Origin of the sequence: Streptomyces sp. SID12488 (assembly GCF_010548275.1) — a bacterium.
Taxonomy (GTDB): Bacteria; Actinomycetota; Actinomycetes; order Streptomycetales; family Streptomycetaceae; genus Streptomyces.
In genome coordinates this window covers 105,216-128,372 of record NZ_JAAGLT010000005.1, presented here as the reverse complement: position 1 = coordinate 128,372, position 23,157 = coordinate 105,216, and the positions used below count along the sequence as shown (strand labels likewise).

The 23,157-nt window shown below is 69.9% G+C and carries 20 protein-coding genes; 19 read left to right on the top strand and 1 reads right to left on the bottom strand.

Going from position 1 to position 23,157, the window contains the following annotated elements:
- Window positions 1–188: 188 nt before the first annotated feature.
- From G3I56_RS10460 to nusB, 13 genes are all read left to right on the top strand, one after another.
- Window positions 189–635: a DUF948 domain-containing protein gene (locus G3I56_RS10460; RefSeq protein ID WP_164408849.1), complete on the top strand. Its 447-nt coding sequence runs from the start codon at window positions 189–191 to the stop codon at window positions 633–635.
- A gap of 8 nt (window positions 636–643) precedes the next feature.
- Window positions 644–1,003 carry a DUF6167 family protein gene (locus G3I56_RS10455; RefSeq protein WP_164408631.1) on the top strand — a complete coding sequence of 120 codons (360 nt, stop codon included), beginning with the start codon at window positions 644–646 and terminating at the stop codon, window positions 1,001–1,003.
- A complete protein-coding gene (gene alaS / locus G3I56_RS10450) occupies window positions 1,003–3,675 on the top strand; it encodes an alanine--tRNA ligase (protein ID WP_164408630.1) in 2,673 nt (890 codons plus the stop codon). The genes G3I56_RS10455 and alaS overlap by 1 nt, the downstream gene beginning before the upstream one ends.
- Window positions 3,676–3,692: 17 nt before the next feature.
- Entirely contained in the window at window positions 3,693–4,157 is a 465-nt protein-coding gene (gene ruvX, locus G3I56_RS10445; protein WP_164408848.1) for a Holliday junction resolvase RuvX, read from the top strand.
- Window positions 4,158–4,282: 125 nt separating this feature from the next.
- Entirely contained in the window at window positions 4,283–6,058 is a 1,776-nt protein-coding gene (mltG, locus tag G3I56_RS10440; protein ID WP_164408629.1) for an endolytic transglycosylase MltG, read from the top strand.
- Window positions 6,039–6,878: a shikimate dehydrogenase gene (locus tag G3I56_RS10435; RefSeq protein WP_164408628.1), complete on the top strand. Its 840-nt coding sequence runs from the start codon at window positions 6,039–6,041 to the stop codon at window positions 6,876–6,878. Before mltG ends, G3I56_RS10435 begins: the two co-directional genes overlap by 20 nt.
- A gap of 169 nt (window positions 6,879–7,047) precedes the next feature.
- Window positions 7,048–8,232: a chorismate synthase gene (aroC, locus tag G3I56_RS10430; RefSeq protein WP_164408627.1), complete on the top strand. Its 1,185-nt coding sequence runs from the start codon at window positions 7,048–7,050 to the stop codon at window positions 8,230–8,232.
- A gap of 29 nt (window positions 8,233–8,261) precedes the next feature.
- Window positions 8,262–8,744 carry a shikimate kinase gene (locus G3I56_RS10425; protein WP_203689655.1) on the top strand — a complete coding sequence of 161 codons (483 nt, stop codon included), beginning with the start codon at window positions 8,262–8,264 and terminating at the stop codon, window positions 8,742–8,744.
- On the top strand, window positions 8,741–9,835 hold the full coding sequence (aroB, locus tag G3I56_RS10420) for a 3-dehydroquinate synthase (protein WP_164408625.1): 1,095 nt from the start codon (window positions 8,741–8,743) through the stop codon (window positions 9,833–9,835). Before G3I56_RS10425 ends, aroB begins: the two co-directional genes overlap by 4 nt.
- A gap of 165 nt (window positions 9,836–10,000) precedes the next feature.
- Entirely contained in the window at window positions 10,001–10,906 is a 906-nt protein-coding gene (locus tag G3I56_RS10415; protein WP_164408624.1) for a Pro-rich N-terminal domain-containing protein, read from the top strand.
- Between the two features lie 1,037 nt (window positions 10,907–11,943).
- Window positions 11,944–13,053: an aminopeptidase P family protein gene (locus G3I56_RS10410; RefSeq protein WP_164408623.1), complete on the top strand. Its 1,110-nt coding sequence runs from the start codon at window positions 11,944–11,946 to the stop codon at window positions 13,051–13,053.
- Window positions 13,054–13,112: 59 nt separating this feature from the next.
- The gene (gene efp, locus G3I56_RS10405; protein ID WP_006382090.1) at window positions 13,113–13,679 is read left to right on the top strand and encodes an elongation factor P; all 567 of its coding nucleotides are present in this window, start codon (window positions 13,113–13,115) and stop codon (window positions 13,677–13,679) included.
- Window positions 13,680–13,681: 2 nt separating this feature from the next.
- A complete protein-coding gene (gene nusB / locus G3I56_RS10400; RefSeq protein WP_164408622.1) occupies window positions 13,682–14,116 on the top strand; it encodes a transcription antitermination factor NusB in 435 nt (144 codons plus the stop codon).
- Between the two features lie 242 nt (window positions 14,117–14,358).
- Here the strand turns inward: nusB and bldD are convergent, their stop codons facing one another.
- Complete coding sequence (gene bldD / locus G3I56_RS10395) at window positions 14,359–14,859, bottom strand: transcriptional regulator BldD (protein WP_003956405.1); 501 nt, start codon at window positions 14,857–14,859, stop codon at window positions 14,359–14,361.
- A gap of 265 nt (window positions 14,860–15,124) precedes the next feature.
- Here bldD and pyrR point away from each other — a divergent pair, with 265 nt between their 5' ends.
- From pyrR to carB, 6 genes are all read left to right on the top strand, one after another.
- Entirely contained in the window at window positions 15,125–15,706 is a 582-nt protein-coding gene (pyrR, locus tag G3I56_RS10390) for a bifunctional pyr operon transcriptional regulator/uracil phosphoribosyltransferase PyrR (RefSeq protein ID WP_164408621.1), read from the top strand.
- Window positions 15,707–15,797: 91 nt separating this feature from the next.
- On the top strand, window positions 15,798–16,775 hold the full coding sequence (locus tag G3I56_RS10385; RefSeq protein ID WP_164408620.1) for an aspartate carbamoyltransferase catalytic subunit: 978 nt from the start codon (window positions 15,798–15,800) through the stop codon (window positions 16,773–16,775).
- 5 nt (window positions 16,776–16,780) lie between these two features.
- Window positions 16,781–18,067 carry a dihydroorotase gene (locus tag G3I56_RS10380; protein ID WP_164408619.1) on the top strand — a complete coding sequence of 429 codons (1,287 nt, stop codon included), beginning with the start codon at window positions 16,781–16,783 and terminating at the stop codon, window positions 18,065–18,067.
- On the top strand, window positions 18,064–18,642 hold the full coding sequence (locus G3I56_RS10375) for a hypothetical protein (RefSeq protein WP_164408618.1): 579 nt from the start codon (window positions 18,064–18,066) through the stop codon (window positions 18,640–18,642). The genes G3I56_RS10380 and G3I56_RS10375 overlap by 4 nt, the downstream gene beginning before the upstream one ends.
- Window positions 18,639–19,796, top strand: coding sequence for a glutamine-hydrolyzing carbamoyl-phosphate synthase small subunit (gene carA / locus G3I56_RS10370; protein ID WP_164408617.1), 1,158 nt, complete (start codon window positions 18,639–18,641; stop codon window positions 19,794–19,796). The genes G3I56_RS10375 and carA overlap by 4 nt, the downstream gene beginning before the upstream one ends.
- Window positions 19,789–23,097, top strand: a complete 3,309-nt coding sequence (gene carB, locus G3I56_RS10365; RefSeq protein WP_164408616.1) for a carbamoyl-phosphate synthase large subunit — start codon at window positions 19,789–19,791, stop codon at window positions 23,095–23,097. The genes carA and carB overlap by 8 nt, the downstream gene beginning before the upstream one ends.
- Window positions 23,098–23,157: the final 60 nt, after the last annotated feature.

The window sequence follows — 23,157 nt, the reverse complement described above, 5'->3', positions numbered from 1 at the left end:
CTTTCGCGTACGACCTCGTCCACGTACGACCGCCTCGTCCGCGTACGACCGCCGTCCCGGCAGGCCCCGTCCGGGTACGGACAGCCACCTCCGGCGCGATAGGGTCGGGGGCGACTTTCGAAGTATCCGGAACTGAAGTGAAGTACCCCGAACTTCAGTCGATCTACGAGCGCAGAGAGCGGTGCGGTGTGACCGGTGGAGAGGTTGCCGGGATCCTGGTGGCCGTCTTCTGGGCGATCCTGGTCTCCTTCCTCGCCGTGGCGCTGGTGAGGCTGGCCCAGACGCTCAGGGCGACCACCAAGCTGGTCGCGGAGGTGACGGAACAGGCGGTGCCGCTGCTGGCCGACGCCTCCCAGGCCGTGCGCTCCGCACAGACACAGATCGACCGGGTGGATGCCATCGCGACCGACGTCCAGGAGGTCACCTCCAACGCGTCGGCGCTGTCCACCACCGTCGCCTCGACCTTCGGCGGCCCGCTCGTCAAGGTCGCCGCGTTCGGCTACGGCGTACGCCGGGCGATGAGCCGCACCAGGGCCGACGAGGCGCCCGAGCCCGAGCGGGCCCGGCGCACCGTCATCGTCGGCCGTACCGTATCGGGCCCGAAGGGCCAAAAGCGCCGCAGGCAGAAGGGCTGAACCCCGCCATGTTCCGCCGTACGTTCTGGTTCACCGCGGGCGCCGCGGCCGGTGTGTGGGCCACCACCAAGGTCAACCGCAAGATCCGGCAGCTGACCCCCGAGCACCTGGCCGCGCAGGCCGCCAACAAGGCGATCGAGGCCGGCCACCGGGTCAAGGACTTCGCCCTCGACGTGCGGGCCGGGATGGCCCAGCGCGAGGCAGAGCTGGGCGAGGCCCTCGGGATCGCCGAAACCCCGGGCCGAGGCCTGCCCCCGCAGCGGCGGCTCGCCGCCCTCGACCGCAGGCCGGAAAACCAGAAGCACGATGAGAAGCACTACGGGATGCTGGACAACAAGCACTCGTACAACCGGAATGAGGACCACTGATGGAGTCGGCCGAGATTCGTCGCCGCTGGTTGAGCTTCTACGAGGAGCGCGGGCACACCGTCGTTCCTTCGGCGTCGCTCATCGCGGACGACCCGACTCTGCTCCTGGTCAACGCCGGCATGGTCCCCTTCAAGCCGTACTTCCTCGGTGAGACGAAGCCGCCCGCCCCGCGCGCCACCAGCGTGCAGAAGTGCGTGCGTACGCCCGACATCGAAGAGGTCGGCAAGACCACCCGGCACGGCACCTTCTTCCAGATGTGCGGCAACTTCTCCTTCGGTGACTACTTCAAGGAAGGAGCCATCCGGTACGCCTGGGACCTGCTCACCAACTCCGTCGCGGACGGTGGCTACGGCCTTGAGCCCGAGAAGCTCTGGATCACCGTCTACCTCGACGACGACGAGGCCGAGCAGATCTGGCGCGAGCAGATCGGCGTTCCGGCCGAGCGCATCCAGCGTCTGGGGAAGAAGGACAACTTCTGGTCCATGGGCGTCCCGGGCCCGTGCGGACCCTGCTCCGAGATCAACTACGACCGCGGCCCCGAGTTCGGCGTCGAGGGCGGCCCGGCCGTCAACGACGAGCGGTACGTGGAGATCTGGAACCTCGTCTTCATGCAGTACGAGCGGGGCGAGGGCACCTCGAAGGAGGACTTCGAGATCCTCGGCGACCTGCCGAGCAAGAACATCGACACGGGCCTCGGACTGGAGCGGCTCGCCATGATTCTGCAGGGCGTGCAGAATCTGTACGAGATCGACACCTCCATGGCCGTGATCGACAAGGCCACCGAGCTGACCGGTGTCCGCTACGGCGACGCCCACGACTCGGACGTCTCCCTGCGCGTGGTCACCGACCACATGCGTACGTCCGTGATGCTCATCGGCGACGGCGTCTCGCCCGGCAACGAGGGCCGCGGCTATGTGCTGCGCCGCATCATGCGCCGAGCCATCCGCAACATGCGACTGCTGGGCGCCACAGGCCCGGTGGTCCAGGACCTCATCGACGTCGTGATCGCGATGATGGGCCAGCAGTACCCGGAGCTCGTCACCGACCGCAAGCGCATCGAGACCGTCGCCCTCGCCGAGGAGGCCGCCTTCCTCAAGGCCCTCAAGGGCGGCACCAACATCCTCGACACCGCCGTCACGGAGACCAAGGCCGCCGGCGGCAGTATCCTCGCCGGCGAGAAGGCCTTCCTGCTCCACGACACCTGGGGCTTCCCGATCGACCTCACCCTCGAAATGGCCGCCGAACAGGGCCTTTCCGTGGACGAGGACGGCTTCCGGCGCCTGATGACGGAACAGCGGGACCGCGCCAAGGCCGACGCCAGGGCCAAGAAGACCGGGCACGCCGACATGGGCGCCTACCGCGAGATCTCCGACGCCTCCGGTGAGACCGAGTTCTTCGGGTACGACCGCACCGAGGGCGAGTCGACGGTCGTCGGCATCCTCGTCGACGGTGTGTCCTCCCCGGCCGCCACCGAGGGCGACGAGGTCGAGATCGTCCTCGACCGCACCCCGTTCTACGCCGAGGGCGGCGGCCAGATCGGCGACACCGGCCGCATCAGGATCGACACCGGTGCCGTGATCGAGGTCCGTGACTGCCAGAAGCCGGTTCCCGGCGTCTACGTCCACAAGGGCGTCGTCCAGGTCGGCGAGGTGACCGTCGGCGCCAAGGCCCAGGCCGCCATCGACGTGCGCCGCCGCACGGCCATCGCCCGCGCCCACTCGGCCACCCACCTCACCCACCAGGCCCTGCGCGACGCTCTCGGCCCGACGGCCGCCCAGGCCGGTTCCGAGAACCAGCCCGGTCGCTTCCGCTTCGACTTCGGCTCCCCGTCCGCCGTCCCGACGACCGTGATGACCGACGTCGAGCAGCAGATCAACGAGGTGCTCGCCCGCGACCTGGACGTGCACGCCGAGATCCTCAGCCTCGACGAGGCCAAGAAACAGGGCGCCATCGCCGAGTTCGGCGAGAAGTACGGCGAGCGCGTGCGCGTAGTGACGATCGGCGACTTCTCCAAGGAGCTGTGCGGCGGTACGCACGTCCACAACACCTCGCAGCTCGGCCTGGTCAAGCTGCTCGGCGAGTCGTCCATCGGTTCGGGTGTCCGGCGTATCGAGGCCCTGGTCGGCGTGGATGCCTACAACTTCCTGGCCCGGGAGCACACGGTCGTCGCCCAGCTCCAGGAGCTGGTCAAGGGCCGCCCGGAGGAGCTCCCGGAGAAGATCTCGGCCATGCTCGGCAAGCTGAAGGACGCCGAGAAGGAGATCGAGAAGTTCCGCGCCGAGAAGGTCCTCCAGGCCGCCGCCGGTCTCGCCCAGGGCGCCAAGGACGTCAAGGGGGTCGCCCTCGTCACCGGCCAGGTCCCGGACGGCACGAGCGCCGACGACCTGCGCAAGCTGGTCCTCGACGTGCGGGGTCGGATCCAGGGCGGCCGTGCTGCCGTGGTCGCCCTCTTCACCACGGCCAACGGGAAGCCGTTGACGGTCATCGCCACCAACGAGGCCGCCCGCGAGCGCGGTCTCAAGGCGGGCGACCTGGTTCGTACGGCCGCCAAGACCCTCGGCGGCGGCGGTGGCGGCAAGTCGGACGTCGCCCAGGGCGGTGGCCAGAACCCGGCCGCCATCGGTGAGGCCGTCGACGCCGTCGAGCGCCTCGTGGCGGAAACGGCCAAGTGAGCGTCGACGGCAACACCATGCGGCGCGGCCGTCGACTCGCGATCGACGTCGGGGACGCCCGGATCGGGGTCGCCTCGTGCGACCCCGACGGGATCCTCGCCACCCCGGTGGAGACGGTCCCGGGCAGAGACGTTCCCGCAGCTCAGCGCAGGCTGAAGCAACTCGTCGACGAGTACGAACCCATCGAGGTCGTCGTCGGCCTCCCTCGCTCCCTCAAGGGGAGCGAGGGCCCCGCCGCCGTGAAGGTCCGCGGCTTCACCCAGCAGCTGGCCCGCCTGATCGCGCCGATCCCGGTCCGGCTGGTGGACGAGCGTATGACGACGGTGACGGCCAGTCAGGGACTGCGCGCCTCGGGCGTGAAATCGAAAAAGGGCAGATCGGTCATTGACCAGGCCGCAGCCGTGATCATCCTGCAGCAGGCCCTGGAATCCGAACGGGTGTCAGGTAAAGCACCCGGCGAGGGCGTCGAAGTGGTCATCTGATCGCGATACGGTAACGTTCCGCGCGATTGTGGCTCTGTTCGAACAGTAGCCGCACAGTAAGAGGCGGAACGGTAGCGGCGATGTGGGGGCCGCGTGATCGGCCGCCTCGCGGCTCTAGGGGATCGATGACTGAGTATGGCCGGGGCCCAGGCTCCGAACCGTGGCATCCGGAGGACCCGTTGTACGGGGACGTCGGATGGGAAGGCCAGCAGGCCCAGGCCGATCAGTCCTCCTACGGCGGCCAGCCGCAGCAATACCCGCAGCAGCCGGAACAGCAGCAGTACGGCGACTGGGGCACCGACGGCCAGCAGGCCGCCTACGGTCACGCGCAGCAGCAGTACCCGAACCAGCAGTACCCACAGCAGTACCAGCAGCAGCCCCATCCCCAGCATCAGCAGTACCCGCAGCAGTACGGCGAGCAGGCCCACCCGCAGCAGTACGTCGACCAGGGCCAGCAGCAGTACGCGAACGGCGGCTGGGACGCCGGTCAGCAGGCGCAGGTCCCGTACGTCGCCGACCCCACGGACCCGTACGCCCAGCAGGCCGCCGTGTACGGCGGTGAGCAGCCCGACTACTACGGCACGCCTGACGCCTATCCGCCGCCGGAGCCGCCGGCCAGGCGCCGTGCCGAGCCGGAACCCGAGCCGGAGCCGGAACCGAAGACGGGCTGGGACCCCGGCCCCGACCAAGGTGAGCACGCCTTCTTCGCGGGCGGTGACGATGACGATGGACCCGAGCCCGAGCCCGAGGACGAGGCGGAGGGGCGTCGGGGCCGCGGCGACCGGAAGGGCCGGGACGGCGGCAAGAGCAAGAAGAGCAAGAAGCGCCGCACCGGGACCGCCTGCCTGGTGGTCGTCCTGGTGTTCGGTGGCGGCATCGCCGGAATCGGGTATTTCGGGTACCAGTTCTACCAAAGTCGCTTCGGTGCGGCTCCCGACTACGCGGGCGACGGCACGAGTGCGACGGTGACCGTCGAGATCCCCAAGGGTGCGGGCGGTTACGAAATCGCCCAGGCGCTGAAAGCGAAAGGTGTCGTCAAGAGCGTCGACGCCTTTGTCTCCGCGCAGTCGGAGAACCCCGACGGGAAGAAGATCCAGGCCGGCGTCTATGTCCTGAACAAGGAGATGTCCGCCAAGAGCGCCGTCGTGATGATGCTCGACCCAAAGAGCCAGAACAACCTGATCGTCGCCCCCGGACTGCGCAACATCCAGGTCTACGAGAAGATCGACAAACAGCTCGGGCTTTCCACCGGTACCACCGAGAAGGTGGCGAAGAAGGATTACAAGAGCCTCGGGCTGCCGGACTGGGCGAACGACAACAAGAAAATCAAGGACCCGCTGGAAGGCTTCCTTTACCCGGCGACCTATCCGGCCGCCAAGGGTATGAAACCCGCGGAAGTCCTGAAGGCAATGGTCACGCAGGCCGCCGCCAAGTATGACGCGCTCGACCTCGAAGCCAAGGCCAAGGCACTCAAACTCGACGGCCCGCTGCAGGTCCTCACGGTCGCGAGCCTCGTCCAGGCAGAGGGCAAGACCAGCGACGACTACCGCAAGATGGCGGAAGTGGTCTACAACCGCCTCGACTACTCGAACCCCGAGACCTATGGCTTCCTGCAATTCGACTCGACCTTCAACTATGTGATGAAGGAGAGTAAGATCGACATCAGTGAGTCGGAGATCAACAGCAACAAGGACCCGTACAACACGTACACCAACAAGGGTCTGCCGCCCGGTCCGATCGGAAACCCGGGCGATGTGGCGATGAAGGCGACGCTGAATCCGACCGACGACGGCTGGTACTACTTCGTGGCGACCGACGGCGTGAGCAAGACCGAATTCGCCAAGACGCACGCGCAATTCCAGAAGCTCAAGGAAAAGTTCAATGAGAGCACGGGCAGCTGACGCCTGCCGGGCCGCAGTGCTCGGTGCCCCCATCGCCCACTCCCTCTCGCCGGTGCTGCACCGCGCGGCGTACGAGGAACTGGGGCTCGCCGACTGGACGTACGACCGTTTCGAGGTCGACGAGGCGGGGCTGCCGGGGTTCCTGGGAGGGCTCGGGCCCGAGTGGGCGGGGCTGTCGCTCACGATGCCGCTGAAGCGGGCGGTCATCCCGCTGCTCGACGAGATCAGCGAGACGGCCGCGTCGGTCGAGGCCGTCAACACCGTCGTGTTCGGCGCGGACGGGCGCTGCATCGGCGACAACACCGACATCCCCGGGATCGTGGGCGCCCTGCGCGAGCACGGCATCGAACAGGTCGACTCCGCCGCGATCCTCGGCGCCGGCGCCACCGCCTCCTCCGCGCTCGCCGCGCTGGCCCGGATCTGCATCGGTGAGGTCGTCGTGTACGTCCGCAGCGAGGCCCGGGCCGCCGAGATGCGGCAGTGGGGCGAACGCCTCGACATCGAGGTCCGTACGGCGGACTGGTCGGACGCGGCCCGGGCGCTGCAGGCCCCGCTGGTGATCGCCACCACCCCGGCCGGCGCGACGGACGAGCTGTCCCGCGCGGTCCCCGAACGGCCGGCGACCCTCTTCGACGTGCTCTACCACCCCTGGCCGACCGATCTGGCGGCCCGCTGGTCGGCGTACGGCGGGGCGGTCGTGAGCGGACTCGACCTGCTGGTGCACCAGGCGGTGCTTCAGGTGGAACAGATGACCGGGTGCGTCCCGGGCCCGCTGGGCGCCATGCGCAGGGCGGGCGAGAAGGCACTGGCCGACCGCTGACCCCATTTGCGTTCCCCGTCCGTTTGCTGGACGGCCGATCAGCCCTGTGGCCCGGACGTGGGAGGATCGGGAGGTGGCGGGCCAGGGCCGCGCACCCGGTCACGCCGTCGACGTACGCGAGGACGCGCGTACGCAGGGCAGTACCAGGGCGCGAGTATGAGGAGCACCGTTGAGCAGGTTGCGCTGGTTGACCGCGGGGGAGTCCCACGGTCCCGCTCTTGTCGCGACGTTGGAGGGTCTTCCCGCCGGCGTGCCGATCACCACGGAGCTGGTGGCGGACCACCTGGCGAGGCGGCGGCTCGGCTATGGGCGCGGTGCCCGGATGAAGTTCGAGCAGGACGAGATCACCTTCCTCGGCGGCGTGCGGCACGGCCTGTCGATGGGCTCGCCGGTCGCGGTGATGGTCGGCAACACCGAGTGGCCGAAGTGGGAGCAGGTGATGGCGGCCGACCCGGTGGATCCGGAGATCCTGGCCGGGCTCGCCCGTAACGCCCCGCTGACCCGCCCCCGCCCCGGCCACGCAGACCTCGCCGGTATGCAGAAGTACGGCTTCGACGAAGCCCGCCCGATCCTGGAACGCGCCTCCGCGCGTGAGACGGCGGCGCGGGTGGCGCTGGGCGCCGTGGCCCGCTCGTTCCTGAAGGCGGCGGCCGGCATCGAGATCGTCTCGCACGTCGTCGAACTGGCGGCGGCGAAGGCCCCCTACGGTGTCTACCCCAAGCCTTCCGATGTGGCGAAGCTGGACACGGACCCGGTGCGCTGCCTGGACGCGGACGCGTCGAAGGCGATGGTCGCGGAGATCGACCAGGCGCACAAGGACGGCGACACCCTGGGTGGCGTGGTCGAGGTGCTGGCGTACGGCGTGCCGGTGGGCCTGGGCTCGCACGTGCACTGGGACCGGCGCCTGGACGCCCGGCTGGCGGCTGCGCTGATGGGCATCCAGGCCATCAAGGGCGTCGAGGTCGGCGACGGCTTCGACCTCGCGCGCGTGCCGGGCTCGAAGGCGCATGACGAGATCGTCCCCACCGCCGACGGCATCCGGCGTGCGACCGGCCGTTCCGGTGGTACTGAGGGCGGCCTGTCCACAGGAGAGCTGCTGCGCGTACGGGCGGCGATGAAGCCGATCGCGACCGTGCCGCGCGCCCTGCAGACCGTCGACGTGGTCACTGGTGAGGCCACGCAGGCCCACCACCAGCGTTCCGACGTGTGTGCGGTCCCGGCGGCCGGGATCGTCGCCGAGGCGATGGTGGCCCTTGTCCTGGCCGACGCGGTCGTGGAGAAGTTCGGCGGCGACAGCGTGCCCGAGACGCGCCGCAATGTGGAGTCCTACCTCGAACACCTGATCGTCCGGTGAGCGCGGTGCAGATTGTGCTGGTCGGGCCGATGGGCGTCGGCAAGTCCACCGTAGGGCGGCTGCTGGCCGAGCGGCTCGACTGTTCGTACCGGGACACCGACGACGACATCGTCGCCGAGCAGGGCCGAACGATCGCCGACATCTTCGTCGACGAGGGCGAGCCGGTCTTCCGGGCCGTCGAGAAGCAGGCGGTCCAGCGGGCGCTGGCCGAGCACGACGGCATTCTCGCGCTCGGCGGTGGCTCGATCCTCGACGAGGACACCCGCGAACTGCTGGCCGGGCACCGGGTCGTCTACCTGTCGATGGACGTCGAGGAAGCGGTCCAGCGCACCGGTCTGAACGCGGCCCGCCCCTTGCTGGCGGTCAATCCGCGCCGACAGTGGCGGGAGCTGATGGAGGCCCGCCGCCACCTGTACACGGAGGTCGCCGACGCGGTCGTGGCCACCGACGGCCGTACGCCCGAAGAGGTCACCCAAGCCGTCCTGGACGCACTGGAGTTGAAGTCAGCATGAGCAGCGAGGCAGTGACGCGGATCCAGGTCGGAGGCACGGCGGGCAGCGACCCGTACGAGGTCCTGATCGGCCGACAGCTCCTGGAGGAGCTGGGTGGGCTGATCGGGCCCAGGACGAAGCGGGTCGCGGTGATCCACCCCGAGGCGCTCGCGGAGACCGGTGAGGCGCTGCGCGCCGATCTGGCGGGCCAGGGCTTCGAGACGGTCGCCATCCAGGTGCCGAACGCGGAGGAGGCCAAGACCGCGGAGGTGGCCGCCTACTGCTGGAAGGCGCTCGGCCAGTCCAACTTCACCCGCACCGACGTCATCGTCGGTGTCGGCGGCGGGGCGACCACCGACCTGGCCGGCTTCGTGGCGGCGACGTGGCTGCGCGGGGTGCGCTGGATCGCGATCCCGACGACGGTACTGGCGATGGTGGACGCGGCGGTCGGCGGCAAGACCGGCATCAACACCGCCGAGGGCAAGAACCTCGTCGGCTCCTTCCACCCGCCCGCCGGTGTGCTCTGCGACCTGGCGGCGCTGGACTCGCTCCCGGTCAACGACTACGTGTCCGGGCTCGCGGAGATCATCAAGGCCGGTTTCATCGCCGACCCGGCGATCCTGGAGCTGATCGAGGCCGACCCGCAGGCCGCCCGCAGCCCGGCAGGGCCGCACACCGCCGAGCTGATCGAGCGGTCGATCAAGGTGAAGGCGGAGGTCGTCTCCTCGGACCTGAAGGAGTCGGGCCTGCGCGAGATCCTCAACTACGGGCACACGCTCGCGCACGCCATCGAGAAGAACGAGCGTTACCAGTGGCGGCACGGCGCGGCTGTCTCCGTCGGCATGCACTTCGCGGCCGAACTGGGCCGCCTCGCCGGCCGGTTGGACGACGCGACGGCTGACCGGCACCGCACGGTCCTGGAGTCCGTGGGCCTGCCGCTGCACTATCGCTACGACCAGTGGCCCAAGCTGCTGGAGACGATGAAGCTCGACAAGAAGTCCCGGGGCGACCTGCTGCGGTTCATCGTCCTGGACGGACTGGCCAAGCCGACCGTCCTGGAAGGGCCCGACCCGGCCGTCCTCCTCGCCGCCTACGGCGAAGTGGGGCAGTAGCTCCCCACTCGGGCGCTTGGCCCGATTAGCCTGTGGGGACGGGCACTTCGGGCCGTTCCGGGCCGTTCACCAAACGGCGGCCCGGGACGGTACCGTTCGGTGGCGAGCGGGGTCCGTGCCCCGCTCGCCAGCGCCAATCGCCTGTACGAGATGGAGTGGCACCGGATGCAGGACGCAGTGGGGTCTCCGCTGCCGCCGCCCCATCAGCCGGGGCAAGGACCGGGCGCCGACTGGTCGTCGGCCGCTCCGCACGCGGGGCAGCAACACCAGGGCGCGCAACCGGGTTCCGCACCCCCGAGCCGGCCACCGGCTCCGGCCCCGGTCTACCTTGGGGGAGCGCCGTCGGGGCCGGTTCCGCAGGCCCAGCAACCACCCCTGCCGCAGCACGCTCCCGTTCCTCAGCACGCCCCGGTGCCGCCCACGCCCGACACCACCGGCCATATGCGACTGCCGCAGGGCGACTTCGTCCCGACGCCGGGTCCGCCGCCCGCCACGGGCCCCGTCGACCCGGCCGCGGTGCCCCTCGCCGTGCTGCTGATCGGCCCCGCGGGCGCGGGGAAGACGAGCGTCGCGAAGTACTGGGCGGAGCATCGGCGGGTGCCCACCGCGCACATCAGCCTCGACGACGTACGCGAGTGGGTCCGCTCGGGCTTCGCCGACCCGCAGTCGGGGTGGAACGACCATTCCGAGGCGCAGTACCGTCTCGCCCGCCGCACCTGCGGCTTCGCCGCGCGCAACTTCCTGGCCAACGGCATCTCCTGCATCCTCGACGACGCGGTCTTCCCCGACCGCCCGGTCGTCGGCCTCGGCGGCTGGAAGCGGCACGTGGGGCCCGGTCTGCTGCCGGTCGTGCTGCTGCCCGGCCTGGAGGTCGTCCTGGAGCGCAACGCCGAGCGCTCCGGCAACCGCCGCCTCACGGACGAGGAGGTCGCCCGCATCCACGGCCGGATGGCGGGCTGGTACGGCTCCGGCCTCCCGATCATCGACAACTCCCAACTCGACGTACCGGCGACGGCCCGGGTCCTGGACGACGTCCTCGCGCGACTGCTGGCCAGCCCGCCCAAGTGGTAGCCGGCGTACGTCCTCCGGGAGCTGGGCAGGGTACGTCCACCGGTCGCCGCCCGCCTGCCGGGCCCTGGCCGACGACCGCACGGGCGTGTGCCACCGCTCTCCGGGTCCCTGTCCTGTTCCCCGGCCGCGCAAGGCCCTCGTGGCCCGGCGTACTGGCCGTGGAGAGGGCGGGGTGGGCCGAACGGGTGACCCGGCCGAGCGGGGTCGGGTCGGCCGTCTGCTCGAGGTCCGATGGTCGGTTCCTGGGCCATCCCCGTCGGCGGGGCGACGGGCTCCAAGGCGGTTGGCTTGCCGTCAAGCGGCGCCTGGTCCGTGCCGGCGTGCGCTGGGCCGTGTGAGGGTGATCACGTTGGGCGGGGCAACGCCGCCGACTCGCCGTTCCGGCGGTGCCCGAGCCGCGGTGCCGTGCGGCGGGCGGTGCCTCGCTGGTCACCGCCCGCAGGACGATGGCCGCCTGCGGGCGACTCGTCATTCCGGTTGGATCTGGTCGGCATCGCGGGTTCGATGGCCGGCGCACGACACCTTCCGTCGGAGGGCCGACGGCCTCCCCGGCGGGCGGCTTGCTGCGCCGGTGGGGCTTGGGTCGGTGGTGTGGTTCGGCGGCCTTGTTTCGGGGGCACAGTTGGCGCGGTGACGGCCGCCTGCGGGTGGCCTGCGGCTGCGGTCGGGCTTGGGTCGGTGGTGTGGTTCGGCGGCCTGGCTTCGGGAGCACTGTCGGCGGGGTGACGGCTCCCCGCGGGTGGCTTGGTGATCCGGTGGGGCCTGGTCCGTGCTGTCGTCCGGTGGCAGAGCCTCGGTGGACACGGTCGGCAGGCCGACGGCCCGCGTTGCGGCCCTGTTGTTCCGACGTTGCCCGTCCCCGCTCCCGTTCGCCGGCGTGGTTCTCAGCCGTACGGCGTCTGGAGACCGGCGGGCGGGCGGTGCCCGGGCCTCGTCAGCCTGGCCGGGAGGCGCCCTCCTGGCCAGCCTCGGCCCCGCACCGCCCAGACGGCTCTCTCCGACCGGCGGCGACCCGGCCGCGCTCTTACGCTCGGGGCATGTCAGAGGTGTACGCGGCGCGCAGAGCGCGGCTTCGGGAGCGGTGTCACGCGGGCGGCAGTGCGGGAGCGCTCGTCTCCCGCGCCGCCAATGTGCGGTATCTCGCAGGCGCGGCCCCGCAGGGAGCCGTACTGCTGCTGGGGAAACGGGAGGACCTGCTCGTGTGGGCGGGGCCCGAGGACGACCGGCCCCCCGAGGGCAGCCGTCCTGACGAGGCCCTGCGCGTGCACGCGCTGTCCGAGCCCGGTGGCGATCCGGCCGTCGCCGCCGCGGATCTCGCCGCCGCCCAGGGCGCCGATTCCCTCGCCGTCGAGGAGCACCACCTGACCGTGGCCCGGCATCGCGCCATCGGCTCGGTCGCGCCCCGGCTGCGCCTCGCCGACCTCGGCGGTGCGGTCGAGCAGCTCCGGCTGGTCAAGGACGAGGAGGAGATCGCCTGTCTGCGGATCGCCGCCGAGATCACCGACCAGGCCCTCGGCGAGCTGCTGGAGTCCATCCTCGTCGGGCGTACGGAGAGACATCTCGCTCTCGAACTGGAGCGACGGCTCGTCGATCACGGTGCCGACGGGCCCGCCTTCGCGACCGCCGTCGCCACCGGGCCCCACTCCGGCCGCAGAGGGCACCGGCCCACCGATCGGCGTGTGGAAGAAGGAGACTTCCTCTCTGTTTGTCTCGGCGCCGTCTATCGCGGATACCGCTGTGAAATCGGCCGCACGTTCGTCATCGGGACCTCGCCGGCCGACTGGCAGATCGAGCTCTACGACCTCGTCTTCGCAGCCCAGCGCGCTGGACGGGAGGCCTTGGCACCCGGCGCCGCCTACCGTGACGTGGACCGCGCGGCACGCCAGGTACTGGACTCCGCGGGGTACTCGGACCGCCTTCCGGAGCTCACCGGACACGGTGTCGGGCTCGAAATCGACGAGGACCCGCAGCTCGGCCCCGCGGCCATGGGTAAACTGGACGCTTGCGTGCCGGTCACCGTCGAACCGGGGGTCCACCTCCCGGGCCGGGGCGGTGTCCGGATCGATGACACGCTCGTCGTACGCCCTGAGGCGGACGGCGGACCCGAGCTACTCACCATCACGACCAAGGAACTGCTCGCGCTCTAGCTTCGAGCTGTCGCGGCTGCCCCGGGGTCGTCCACGTCAGTCCAGGAGATTCCGCAACCGTGGCTTCCACGAACGACCTCAAGAACGGCCTCGTGCTCAAGCTCGACGGGGGCCAGCTCTGGTCCGTCGTCGAGTTCCAGCACGTCAAGCCCGGCAAGGGCCCGGCCTTCGTGCGCACCAAGCTGAAGAACGTGCTCTCCGGCAAGGTCGTCGACAAGACCTTCAACGCCGGCGTCAAGGTCGAGACGGCCACTGTCGACAAGCGCGACATGCAGTTCTCCTACATGGACGGCGAGTACTTCGTCTTCATGGACATGGAGACCTACGACCAGCTCATGGTGGACCGCAAGGCCGTCGCCGACGCCGCCAACTTCCTGATCGAGGGCTTCACCGCCACGGTCGCGCAGCACGAGGGCGAGGTGCTCTTCGTCGAGCTGCCGGCCGCCGTCGAGCTCGTCATCCAGGAGACCGAGCCGGGCGTCCAGGGCGACCGCTCCACGGGCGGCACCAAGCCGGCCACGCTGGAGACCGGCCACCAGATCCAGGTGCCGCTCTTCATCACCACCGGTGAGAAGATCAAGGTCGACACCCGTACGAGCGACTACCTCGGCCGGGTGAACAGCTAACCGTGGCTGCCCGCAACACGGCCCGCAAGCGTGCCTTCCAGATCCTCTTCGAAGGCGACCAGCGCGGAGCCGATGTCCAGACGGTCCTCGGGGACTGGATCAGGCTCTCCCGGGACGACACCCGCCAGCCCCCGGTCAGCGAGTACACGATGGAGCTCGTCGAGGGCTACGCGCAGCACGCGCGGCGCATCGACGAGCTGATCTCGCAGTACTCGGTCGGCTGGACGCTCGACAGGATGCCGGTCGTCGACCGCAACATCCTGCGCCTCGGTGCCTACGAGCTGATCTGGGTCGACGAGACCCCGGACGCCGTCGTCCTCGACGAGATGGTGCAGCTGGCGAAGGAGTTCTCCACGGACGAGTCGCCCTCGTTCGTCAACGGGCTCCTGGGCCGGTTCAAGGACCTGAAGTCCACGCTGCGCCGCGACGAGGCCTGACCTGAGCCAGGCCTTCGGGCACCTGGTCGTATGAACGCCGGTGGGCCCCAGCGACACACTGCTGGGGCCCACCGGCGTTCATACGACCAGGTGCGATCGGGGGAGGCGTGGAGAGGTCCCGAGGGTGCCCGCGTACCCAGGGGGCCTCCGGAGCCCGCAAAACGCCGCCAGGGTGGCCGGAACCGTATGGTTCCGGCCACCCTGGCGGCACGTTTCTGCTCAACGGCTGAAAGCCGTCGGGTTCAGCTCTCCTCGTGGGAGACGGCGCGGCGCGCGTCCGCGTCCAGGACACCCCAGCTGATCAGCTGCTCGGTCAGGACCGAGGGCGACTGGTCGTAGATGACGGCGAGCGTGCGCAGGTCGTCCTGGCGGATCGACAGCACCTTGCCGTTGTAGTCGCCGCGCTGCGACTGGATCGTCGCCGCGTAGCGCTGCAGGGGGCCCGCCTTCTCGGCCGGCACATGGGCCAGCCGCTCAAGGTCGAGGACGAGCTTCGGCGGCGGCTCGGCGGCTCCGCCCGGCGTGGTGCCCGGCAGCAGTTCCTGCACGGGAACCCCGTAGAAATCCGCCAGCTCGGCGAGGCGCTGCACGGTCACGGCACGATCGCCGCGCTCGTACGAACCGACCACGACCGCCTTCCAGCGTCCCTGGGACTTCTCCTCGACACCGTGGAGGGAAAGGCCCTGCTGGGTGCGGATCGCCCGGAGCTTGGCCCCGAGCTGTTTGGCGTATTCGCTGGACATATAGCTCCCGGACACAGTGTCGACGTGCGGACGAGCCGCGCGGCTGGTGACTCACTGTGAGGTTACGCAGCGTTACTCTTCCCCGTCAAGCCGAATGGTCCCGCCCGGCCCTCCCGTGCCGGGCGACGTGCGGTTACGGCAGTCGGGTGACGCCTGGAGCCAGGGGGGTGATCAGGTGTGTTGCGCGGGCTGGTACCGTAGCTGGCGCAATTCCGACGTCCTTTAATGATCCGTCCTGTGAGGCGGAGAAGGAGGTCCGTTTCCTATGGACTCTGAGCAGGACAAGCAGCAGTACGAGGCCGGCGCACGGCCCGTTCTGGAAGCCCCCGACATCGCGCGGGTGCTGACCCGCATCGCCCACGAGATCGTCGAACGCGCCAGGGGCGCCGACGACGTGGTGCTCCTCGGCATTCCGACCCGGGGCGTCTTCCTCGCCCAGCGGCTCGCCGCCAAGCTGGCGGAGATCACCGATCGCAAGATCCCGGTCGGCTCGCTCGACATCACCATGTACCGCGACGACCTGCGCATGCATCCGCCGCGCGCGCTGGCCCGCACCGACATCCCCGCTGACGGTCTCGACGGCAGACTGGTCGTCCTCGTCGACGACGTGCTCTTCTCCGGCCGCACCATCCGCGCCGCCCTCGACGCCCTGAACGACCTCGGGCGCCCGCGCGCGGTGCAGCTCGCGGTCCTCGTCGACCGCGGACACCGTGAACTGCCCATCCGCGCCGACTACGTCGGCAAGAACCTCCCCACGTCGCTGCGGGAGACGGTCAAGGTCCAGCTCGCCGAGGAGGACGGTCGGGACACCGTGCTGCTCGGGGTGAAGCAGACCGCCCAGCAGTAGCACGCGTGCGCGTGCGGCCCCGCGCCGTACGTCCCTTCGCGATGCCCCTGCCTGCCCGGAATCTCCTGAACTTCCTTACGGAGCCTGAAAGATGCAGCGTCATCTCATCTCGGCCGCCGACCTCACCCGCGACGACGCCGTCCTGATCCTCGACACCGCCGAGGAGATGGCCCGGGTCGCCGACCGGCCGATCAAGAAACTGCCGACCCTGCGCGGCCGTACCGTCGTCAACCTCTTCTTCGAGGACTCGACCCGGACCCGGATCTCCTTCGAGGCCGCCGAGAAGCGCCTGTCCGCAGATGTCATCAACTTCACCGCCAAGGGGTCGAGCGTCTCCAAGGGCGAGTCCCTGAAGGACACCGCCCAGACCCTCGAAGCCATGGGCGTCGACGCGGTCGTCATCCGGCACGGCGCCTCCGGGGCCCCGTACCGGCTCGCCACCTCGGGCTGGATCGACGCGGTCGTCATCAACGCCGGTGACGGCACCCACCAGCACCCCACGCAGGCCCTGCTCGACGCCTTCACCATGCGGCGTCGGCTGGTCGGCCGGGACGCGGGCATCGGGCAGGACCTCGCCGGCAAGCGCATCACCCTGGTCGGCGACATCCTGCACAGCCGCGTCGCCCGCTCCAACGTCGACCTGCTGCACACCCTCGGTGCGGAGGTCACCCTCGTCGCCCCGCCGACCCTGGTGCCGGTCGGCGTCGAGAGCTGGCCCTGCGAGGTCTCCTACGACCTGGACAGCACCCTGCCGAAGTCCGACGCGGTGATGCTGCTGCGGGTGCAGCGCGAGCGCATGAACGCCGCGTTCTTCCCGACCGAGCGCGAGTACTCGCGGCGCTACGGCCTCGACGGCGACCGAATGGCGCGGATGCCGGAGCACGCCATCGTGATGCATCCCGGGCCGATGGTCCGCGGTATGGAGATCACCGCCGAGGTCGCCGACTCGGAGCGCTGCACGGCGATCGAGCAGGTCACCAACGGTGTCTCCATCCGGATGGCCGTGCTCTATCTGCTGCTCGGTGGCAACGAACCCGCCGTCACCCACACCCGTACCGAGGAGAAGTAAGACACATGGGCAAGATCCTTATTCGTGGTGCGCGGGTGCTCGGTGGCGAGCCGCAGGACGTGCTGATCGACGGCGGGACCATCGCCGCTGTGGGTGCCGGGCTGTCCGCCGAAGGGGCCGAGGTCGTCGAGGCCGAGGGGAAGGTGCTGCTGCCGGGGCTCGTCGATCTGCACACGCATCTGCGTGAGCCGGGGCGCGAGGACTCCGAGACGGTGCTGACCGGGACCAGGGCTGCGGCGAGCGGCGGCTTCACGGCCGTGTTCGCCATGGCCAACACCTTCCCGGTCGCCGACACCGCCGGTGTGGTCGAGCAGGTCTACCGGCTCGGGCAGGAGCACGGCTACTGCGACGTGCAGCCCATCGGGGCCGTCACCGTCGGCCTGGAGGGCAAGAAGCTCGCCGAGCTGGGCGCCATGCACGAGTCGGCGGCCGGTGTCACCGTCTTCTCCGACGACGGCAAGTGCGTCGACGACGCCGTGATCATGCGGCGGGCGCTGGAGTACGTGAAGGCCTTCGGCGGAGTCGTCGCCCAGCACGCGCAGGAGCCGCGGCTGACCGAGGGCGCCCAGATGAACGAGGGTGTGGTGTCGGCCGAGCTGGGGCTCGGGGGCTGGCCCGCTGTCGCCGAGGAGTCGGTCATCGCGCGTGATGTGCTGCTCGCCGAGCACGTCGGGTCGCGGGTCCACATCTGCCATCTGTCGACCGCCGGGTCCGTCGAGATCATCCGCTGGGCGAAGTCTCGGGGCATCGACGTCACCGCCGAGGTGACCCCGCACCACCTCCTCCTCACCGACGAGCTGGTCCGGACGTACAACCCGGTCTACAAGGTCAACCCGCCGCTGCGCACCGAGCGCGATGTGCTGGCCCTGCGCGAGGCGCTCGCCGACGGCACGATCGACATCGTCGCCACCGACCACGCCCCGCACCCGCACGAGGACAAGGACTGCGAGTGGGCCGCCGCCGCCATGGGCATGGTCGGCCTGGAGACCGCGTTGTCAGTGGTCCAGGAGACGATGGTGGACACCGGACTGCTGGACTGGGCGACCGTCGCCGACCGCATGTCCTTCGCCCCCGCTCGCATCGGGCGGGCGACGGGCCACGGCCGCCCCGTCTCGGCAGGTGAGCCCGCCAACCTCACGCTCGTCGACACGGCATACCGTGGGTCGGTGGACCCCGCGGGCTTCGCCTCCCGCAGCCGCAACACCCCGTACGAGGGCCGTGAGCTGCCGGGCCGTGTCACGCACACGTGGCTCCGGGGCAAGGCCACGCTCGTCGACGGGAAGCTCGCGTGACATCACTGCCGCATTTGACGTACGTCGCCGCCGAACAGAAGTCGGCGGAGGTGACCGACTGGGCCGCCCGCGTGGGCTGGCTGGTGGGGCTCGCGCTCTTCGTCGCGCTCATCTACTGGCTGATGCGCGAGGGATGGAAGTGGCGCGGCACGCTCCAGGGCGACCTGCCCGAGCTGCTCGTCGCGCCGGATGAGCCCGGCGAGGCGAAACTGACGATGAGCGGGCGCTACCACGGCTCCACCACCGCCGGTCAGTGGCTGGACCGCATCGTGGCGCACGGCCTGGGCACCCGCAGCCGGGTCGAGCTGACACTGACGGACGCGGGACTGGACGTCGTACGCCCCGGTGCGGCCGACTTCTACGTCCCCCTGGAGGCCCTGCGCGAGGCCCGGCTCGACAAGGGCATCGCGGGCAAGGTCCTCAGCGAGGGCGGCCTGCTGGTCGTCACCTGGGAGCACGGCGGCAAGCTGCTCGACTCCGGGTTCCGCTCCGACCGCGCGGCCGAGCACAACGAGTGGGTCCGCACCCTGAACCAGATGATCAACAAGACGACGGAAACGGAAGGCGCACGATGACGACCTCCACCCGGGGAGCCACCACAACTCCCGCCGTACTCGTCCTGGAGGACGGCCGGATCTTCCGCGGCCGTGCCTACGGGGCCGTGGGGGTGACCTTCGGAGAGGCCGTCTTCTCGACCGGCATGACCGGCTACCAGGAGACCCTCACCGACCCGTCGTACCACCGCCAGGTGGTCGTGATGACCGCCCCGCACGTCGGCAACACCGGCGTCAACGACGAGGACCCGGAGTCGCAGCGGATCTGGGTCGCGGGCTATGTCGTACGGGACCCCGCGCGCGTGCCCTCCAACTGGCGCTCCCGGCGCTCCCTCGACGAGGAACTGCGCAACCAGGGCGTGGTCGGCATCTCCGGCATCGACACGCGCGCGCTGACGCGGCATCTGCGGGAGCGCGGTGCCATGCGCGTCGGCATCTTCTCCGGCAACGCGCTGCCCGATGACGGCACCATGCTCGCCGAGGTGCGCCAGGCCCCCGAGATGACGGGCGCCGACCTCTCGGCGGAGGTCGCCACCAAGGAGACGTACGTCGTCCCCGCGATCGGTGAGAAGAAGTTCACCGTCGCCGCCGTCGACCTCGGCATCAAGGGCATGACCCCGCACCGGATGGCCGAACGCGGCATCGAGGTGCACGTACTGCCCGCCACGGCGACCGTGGAGGACGTGTACGCCGTCAAGCCCGACGGTGTGTTCTTCTCCAACGGGCCGGGCGACCCGGCCACCGCCGACCACCCGGTCGCCCTCATGCGGGCCGTCCTGGAGCGTGGCACACCGCTCTTCGGTATCTGCTTCGGCAACCAGATCCTGGGCCGTGCGCTCGGCTTCGGCACGTACAAGCTGAAGTACGGCCACCGGGGCATCAACCAGCCCGTTCAGGACCGTACGACCGGCAAGGTCGAGGTCACCGCCCACAACCACGGCTTCGCCGTGGACGCGCCGCTCGACCGGGTCTCCGAGACGCCCTACGGGCGCGCCGAGGTCTCGCACGTCTGTCTGAACGACCAGGTCGTGGAAGGGCTCAGGCTGCTCGACCGGCCTGCGTTCAGCGTCCAGTACCACCCCGAGGCGGCAGCGGGCCCGCATGACGCCGCCTACCTGTTCGACCGCTTCACGTCTTTGATGAGCACAGTCCAGATGGAGGGCCAGCGTGCCTAAGCGCACCGATATCCAGTCCGTCCTGGTCATCGGCTCCGGCCCGATCGTCATCGGACAGGCCGCCGAGTTCGACTACTCCGGCACCCAGGCGTGCCGCATCCTGCGAGCCGAGGGCATCCGGGTCATCCTGGTCAACTCCAACCCGGCGACGATCATGACCGACCCGGAGATCGCCGACGCCACCTACGTCGAGCCGATCACCCCGGAATTCGTCGAGAAGATCATCGCCAAGGAGCGCCCGGACGCGCTGCTCCCCACGCTCGGCGGCCAGACCGCTCTGAACACCGCGATCTCCATGCACGAGCAGGGTGTGCTGGAGAAGTACGGTGTCGAGCTGATCGGCGCCAACGTCGAGGCGATCAACAAGGGCGAGGACCGCGACCTCTTCAAGGGCGTCGTCGAGGCCGTCCGCGCGAAGATCGGGCACGGCGAGTCCGCCCGTTCGGTCATCTGTCACTCCATGGACGACGTGATCGGGGGCGTGGAGACGCTCGGCGGCTACCCCGTCGTCGTCCGGCCCTCCTTCACCATGGGCGGCGCCGGCTCCGGCTTCGCCCACGACGAGGAAGAGCTGCGCCGGATCGCCGGCCAGGGCCTGACCCTCTCCCCGACCACCGAGGTGCTCCTGGAGGAGTCCATCCTCGGCTGGAAGGAGTACGAGCTGGAGCTGATGCGCGACAAGAACGACAACGTCGTGGTCGTCTGCTCCATCGAGAACTTCGACCCCATGGGCGTGCACACCGGCGACTCGATCACCGTCGCGCCCTCGATGACGCTGACCGACCGCGAGTACCAGCGCCTCCGTGACATCGGCATCGCGATCATCCGCGAGGTCGGGGTCGACACCGGCGGCTGCAACATCCAGTTCGCGATCAACCCTGACGACGGCCGCGTCATCGTCATCGAGATGAACCCGCGCGTGTCGCGTTCCTCGGCCCTCGCCTCCAAGGCGACCGGCTTCCCGATCGCCAAGATCGCCGCGAAGCTGGCCGTCGGATACACCCTCGACGAGATCCCGAACGACATCACGGAGAAGACCCCGGCGTCCTTCGAGCCGACGCTCGACTACGTCGTGGTCAAGGCCCCGCGGTTCGCTTTCGAGAAGTTCCCTTCGGCGGACTCGACGTTGACCACGACCATGAAGTCGGTCGGCGAGGCCATGGCCATCGGCCGCAACTTCACCGAGGCCCTCCAGAAGGCGCTGCGGTCGCTGGAGAAGAAGGGCAGCCAGTTCACGTTCGTCGGCGAGCCCGGCGACAAGGCGGAGCTGCTGACGGAGTCCGTACGGCCGACCGACGGGCGCATCAACACCGTCATGCAGGCCATCCGCGCGGGCGCCACGCCCGAGGAGGTCTTCGAGGCCACGAAGATCGACCCGTGGTTCGTCGACCAGCTGTTCCTCATCAAGGAGATCGCGGACGAACTGGCCGAGGCGGAGCGGTTGAACCCCGAACTCCTGGCCGAGGCCAAGCGGCACGGCTTCTCCGACCAGCAGATCGGCGAGATCCGGGGCCTGCGCGAGGACGTCGTGCGCGAGGTACGGCACGCGCTGGGCGTGCGCCCGGTGTACAAGACGGTCGACACGTGCGCCGCCGAGTTCGCGGCGAAGACGCCCTACTTCTACTCCTCGTACGACGAGGAGACGGAGGTCGCGCCGCGTGAGAAGGCGGCCGTGATCATTCTCGGCTCCGGTCCCAACCGCATCGGCCAGGGCATCGAGTTCGACTACTCCTGTGTCCACGCCTCCTTCGCGCTGAGCGACGCGGGCTACGAGACCGTGATGGTCAACTGCAACCCTGAGACCGTCTCCACGGACTACGACACCTCCGACCGCCTGTACTTCGAGCCGCTGACGCTGGAAGACGTACTGGAGATCGTCCACGCGGAGTCCCTCGCGGGCCCGATCGCGGGCGTGATCGTGCAGCTCGGCGGTCAGACCCCGCTCGGCCTCGCGCAGGCCCTCAAGGACAACGGCGTACCGGTCGTGGGCACCCCGCCCGAGGCCATCCACGCCGCCGAGGACAGGGGAGCCTTCGGCCGGGTCCTCGCGGAGGCCGGTCTGCCGGCCCCCAAGCACGGCACGGCGACCACCTTCGCCGAGGCCAAGGCGATCGCGGACGAGATCGGCTACCCGGTCCTCGTACGCCCGTCGTACGTCCTCGGTGGACGCGGCATGGAGATCGTGTACGACGAGACCCGGCTGTCCTCCTACATCGCCGAGTCGACCGAGATCAGCCCCTCCCGGCCGGTTCTGGTCGACCGCTTCCTCGACGACGCGATCGAGATCGACGTCGACGCCCTGTACGACGGCGAGGAGCTGTACCTCGGCGGCGTCATGGAGCACATCGAGGAGGCCGGTATCCACTCCGGCGACTCGGCGTGCGCGCTGCCCCCGATCACCCTGGGCGGCTTCGACATCAAGCGGCTGCGGACCTCGACCGAGGCCATCGCGCGCGGAGTCGGCGTCGTAGGCCTGATCAACATCCAGTTCGCGCTGGCCGGCGACATCCTCTACGTCCTGGAGGCCAACCCGCGCGCGTCCCGTACGGTCCCCTTCACCTCGAAGGCGACCGCGGTGCCGCTGGCCAAGGCCGCCGCCCGGATCTCGCTCGGCGCGACCGTCGCCGAACTGCGGGCCGAGGGACTGCTCCCGGCGACCGGCGACGGTGGCGAACTGCCGCTGGACGCGCCGATCTCCGTCAAGGAGGCCGTCATGCCCTGGAACCGCTTCCGGGACACCTCCGGGCGAGGCGTCGACACCGTGCTCGGCCCGGAGATGCGGTCCACCGGCGAGGTCATGGGCATCGACTCCGTCTTCGGCACGGCGTACGCCAAGTCGCAGGCGGGGGCGTACGGTCCGCTGCCGACGAAGGGGCGCGCGTTCATCTCCGTCGCCAACCGGGACAAGCGTTCGATGATCTTCCCGGCTCGTGAACTGGTCGCCCACGGCTTCGAACTGCTCGCCACCTCCGGCACGGCCGAGGTCCTCAGGCGCAACGGCCTCAACGCGAGGGTCGTCCGCAAGCAGAACGAGGGCACGGGTCCCAACGGCGAGAAGACCATCGTCCAGCTCATCCACGACGGCGAGGTCGACCTCATCGTCAACACGCCGTACGGCACCGGAGGCCGCCTCGACGGCTACGAGATCCGTACGGCGGCCGTGGCACGGTCCGTGCCCTGCCTGACGACAGTCCAGGCGCTCGCCGCGGCCGTCCAGGGCATCGACGCCCTCAAACAGGGTGACGTGGGCGTGCGTTCCCTCCAGGAACACGCCGAACAGTTGACCGCGGCCCGCGACTAGCAGCCCTGAGGGGGACACCGGAAACGGTGTCCCCCTCTTCATGAGGCCTCACCGCGAGGC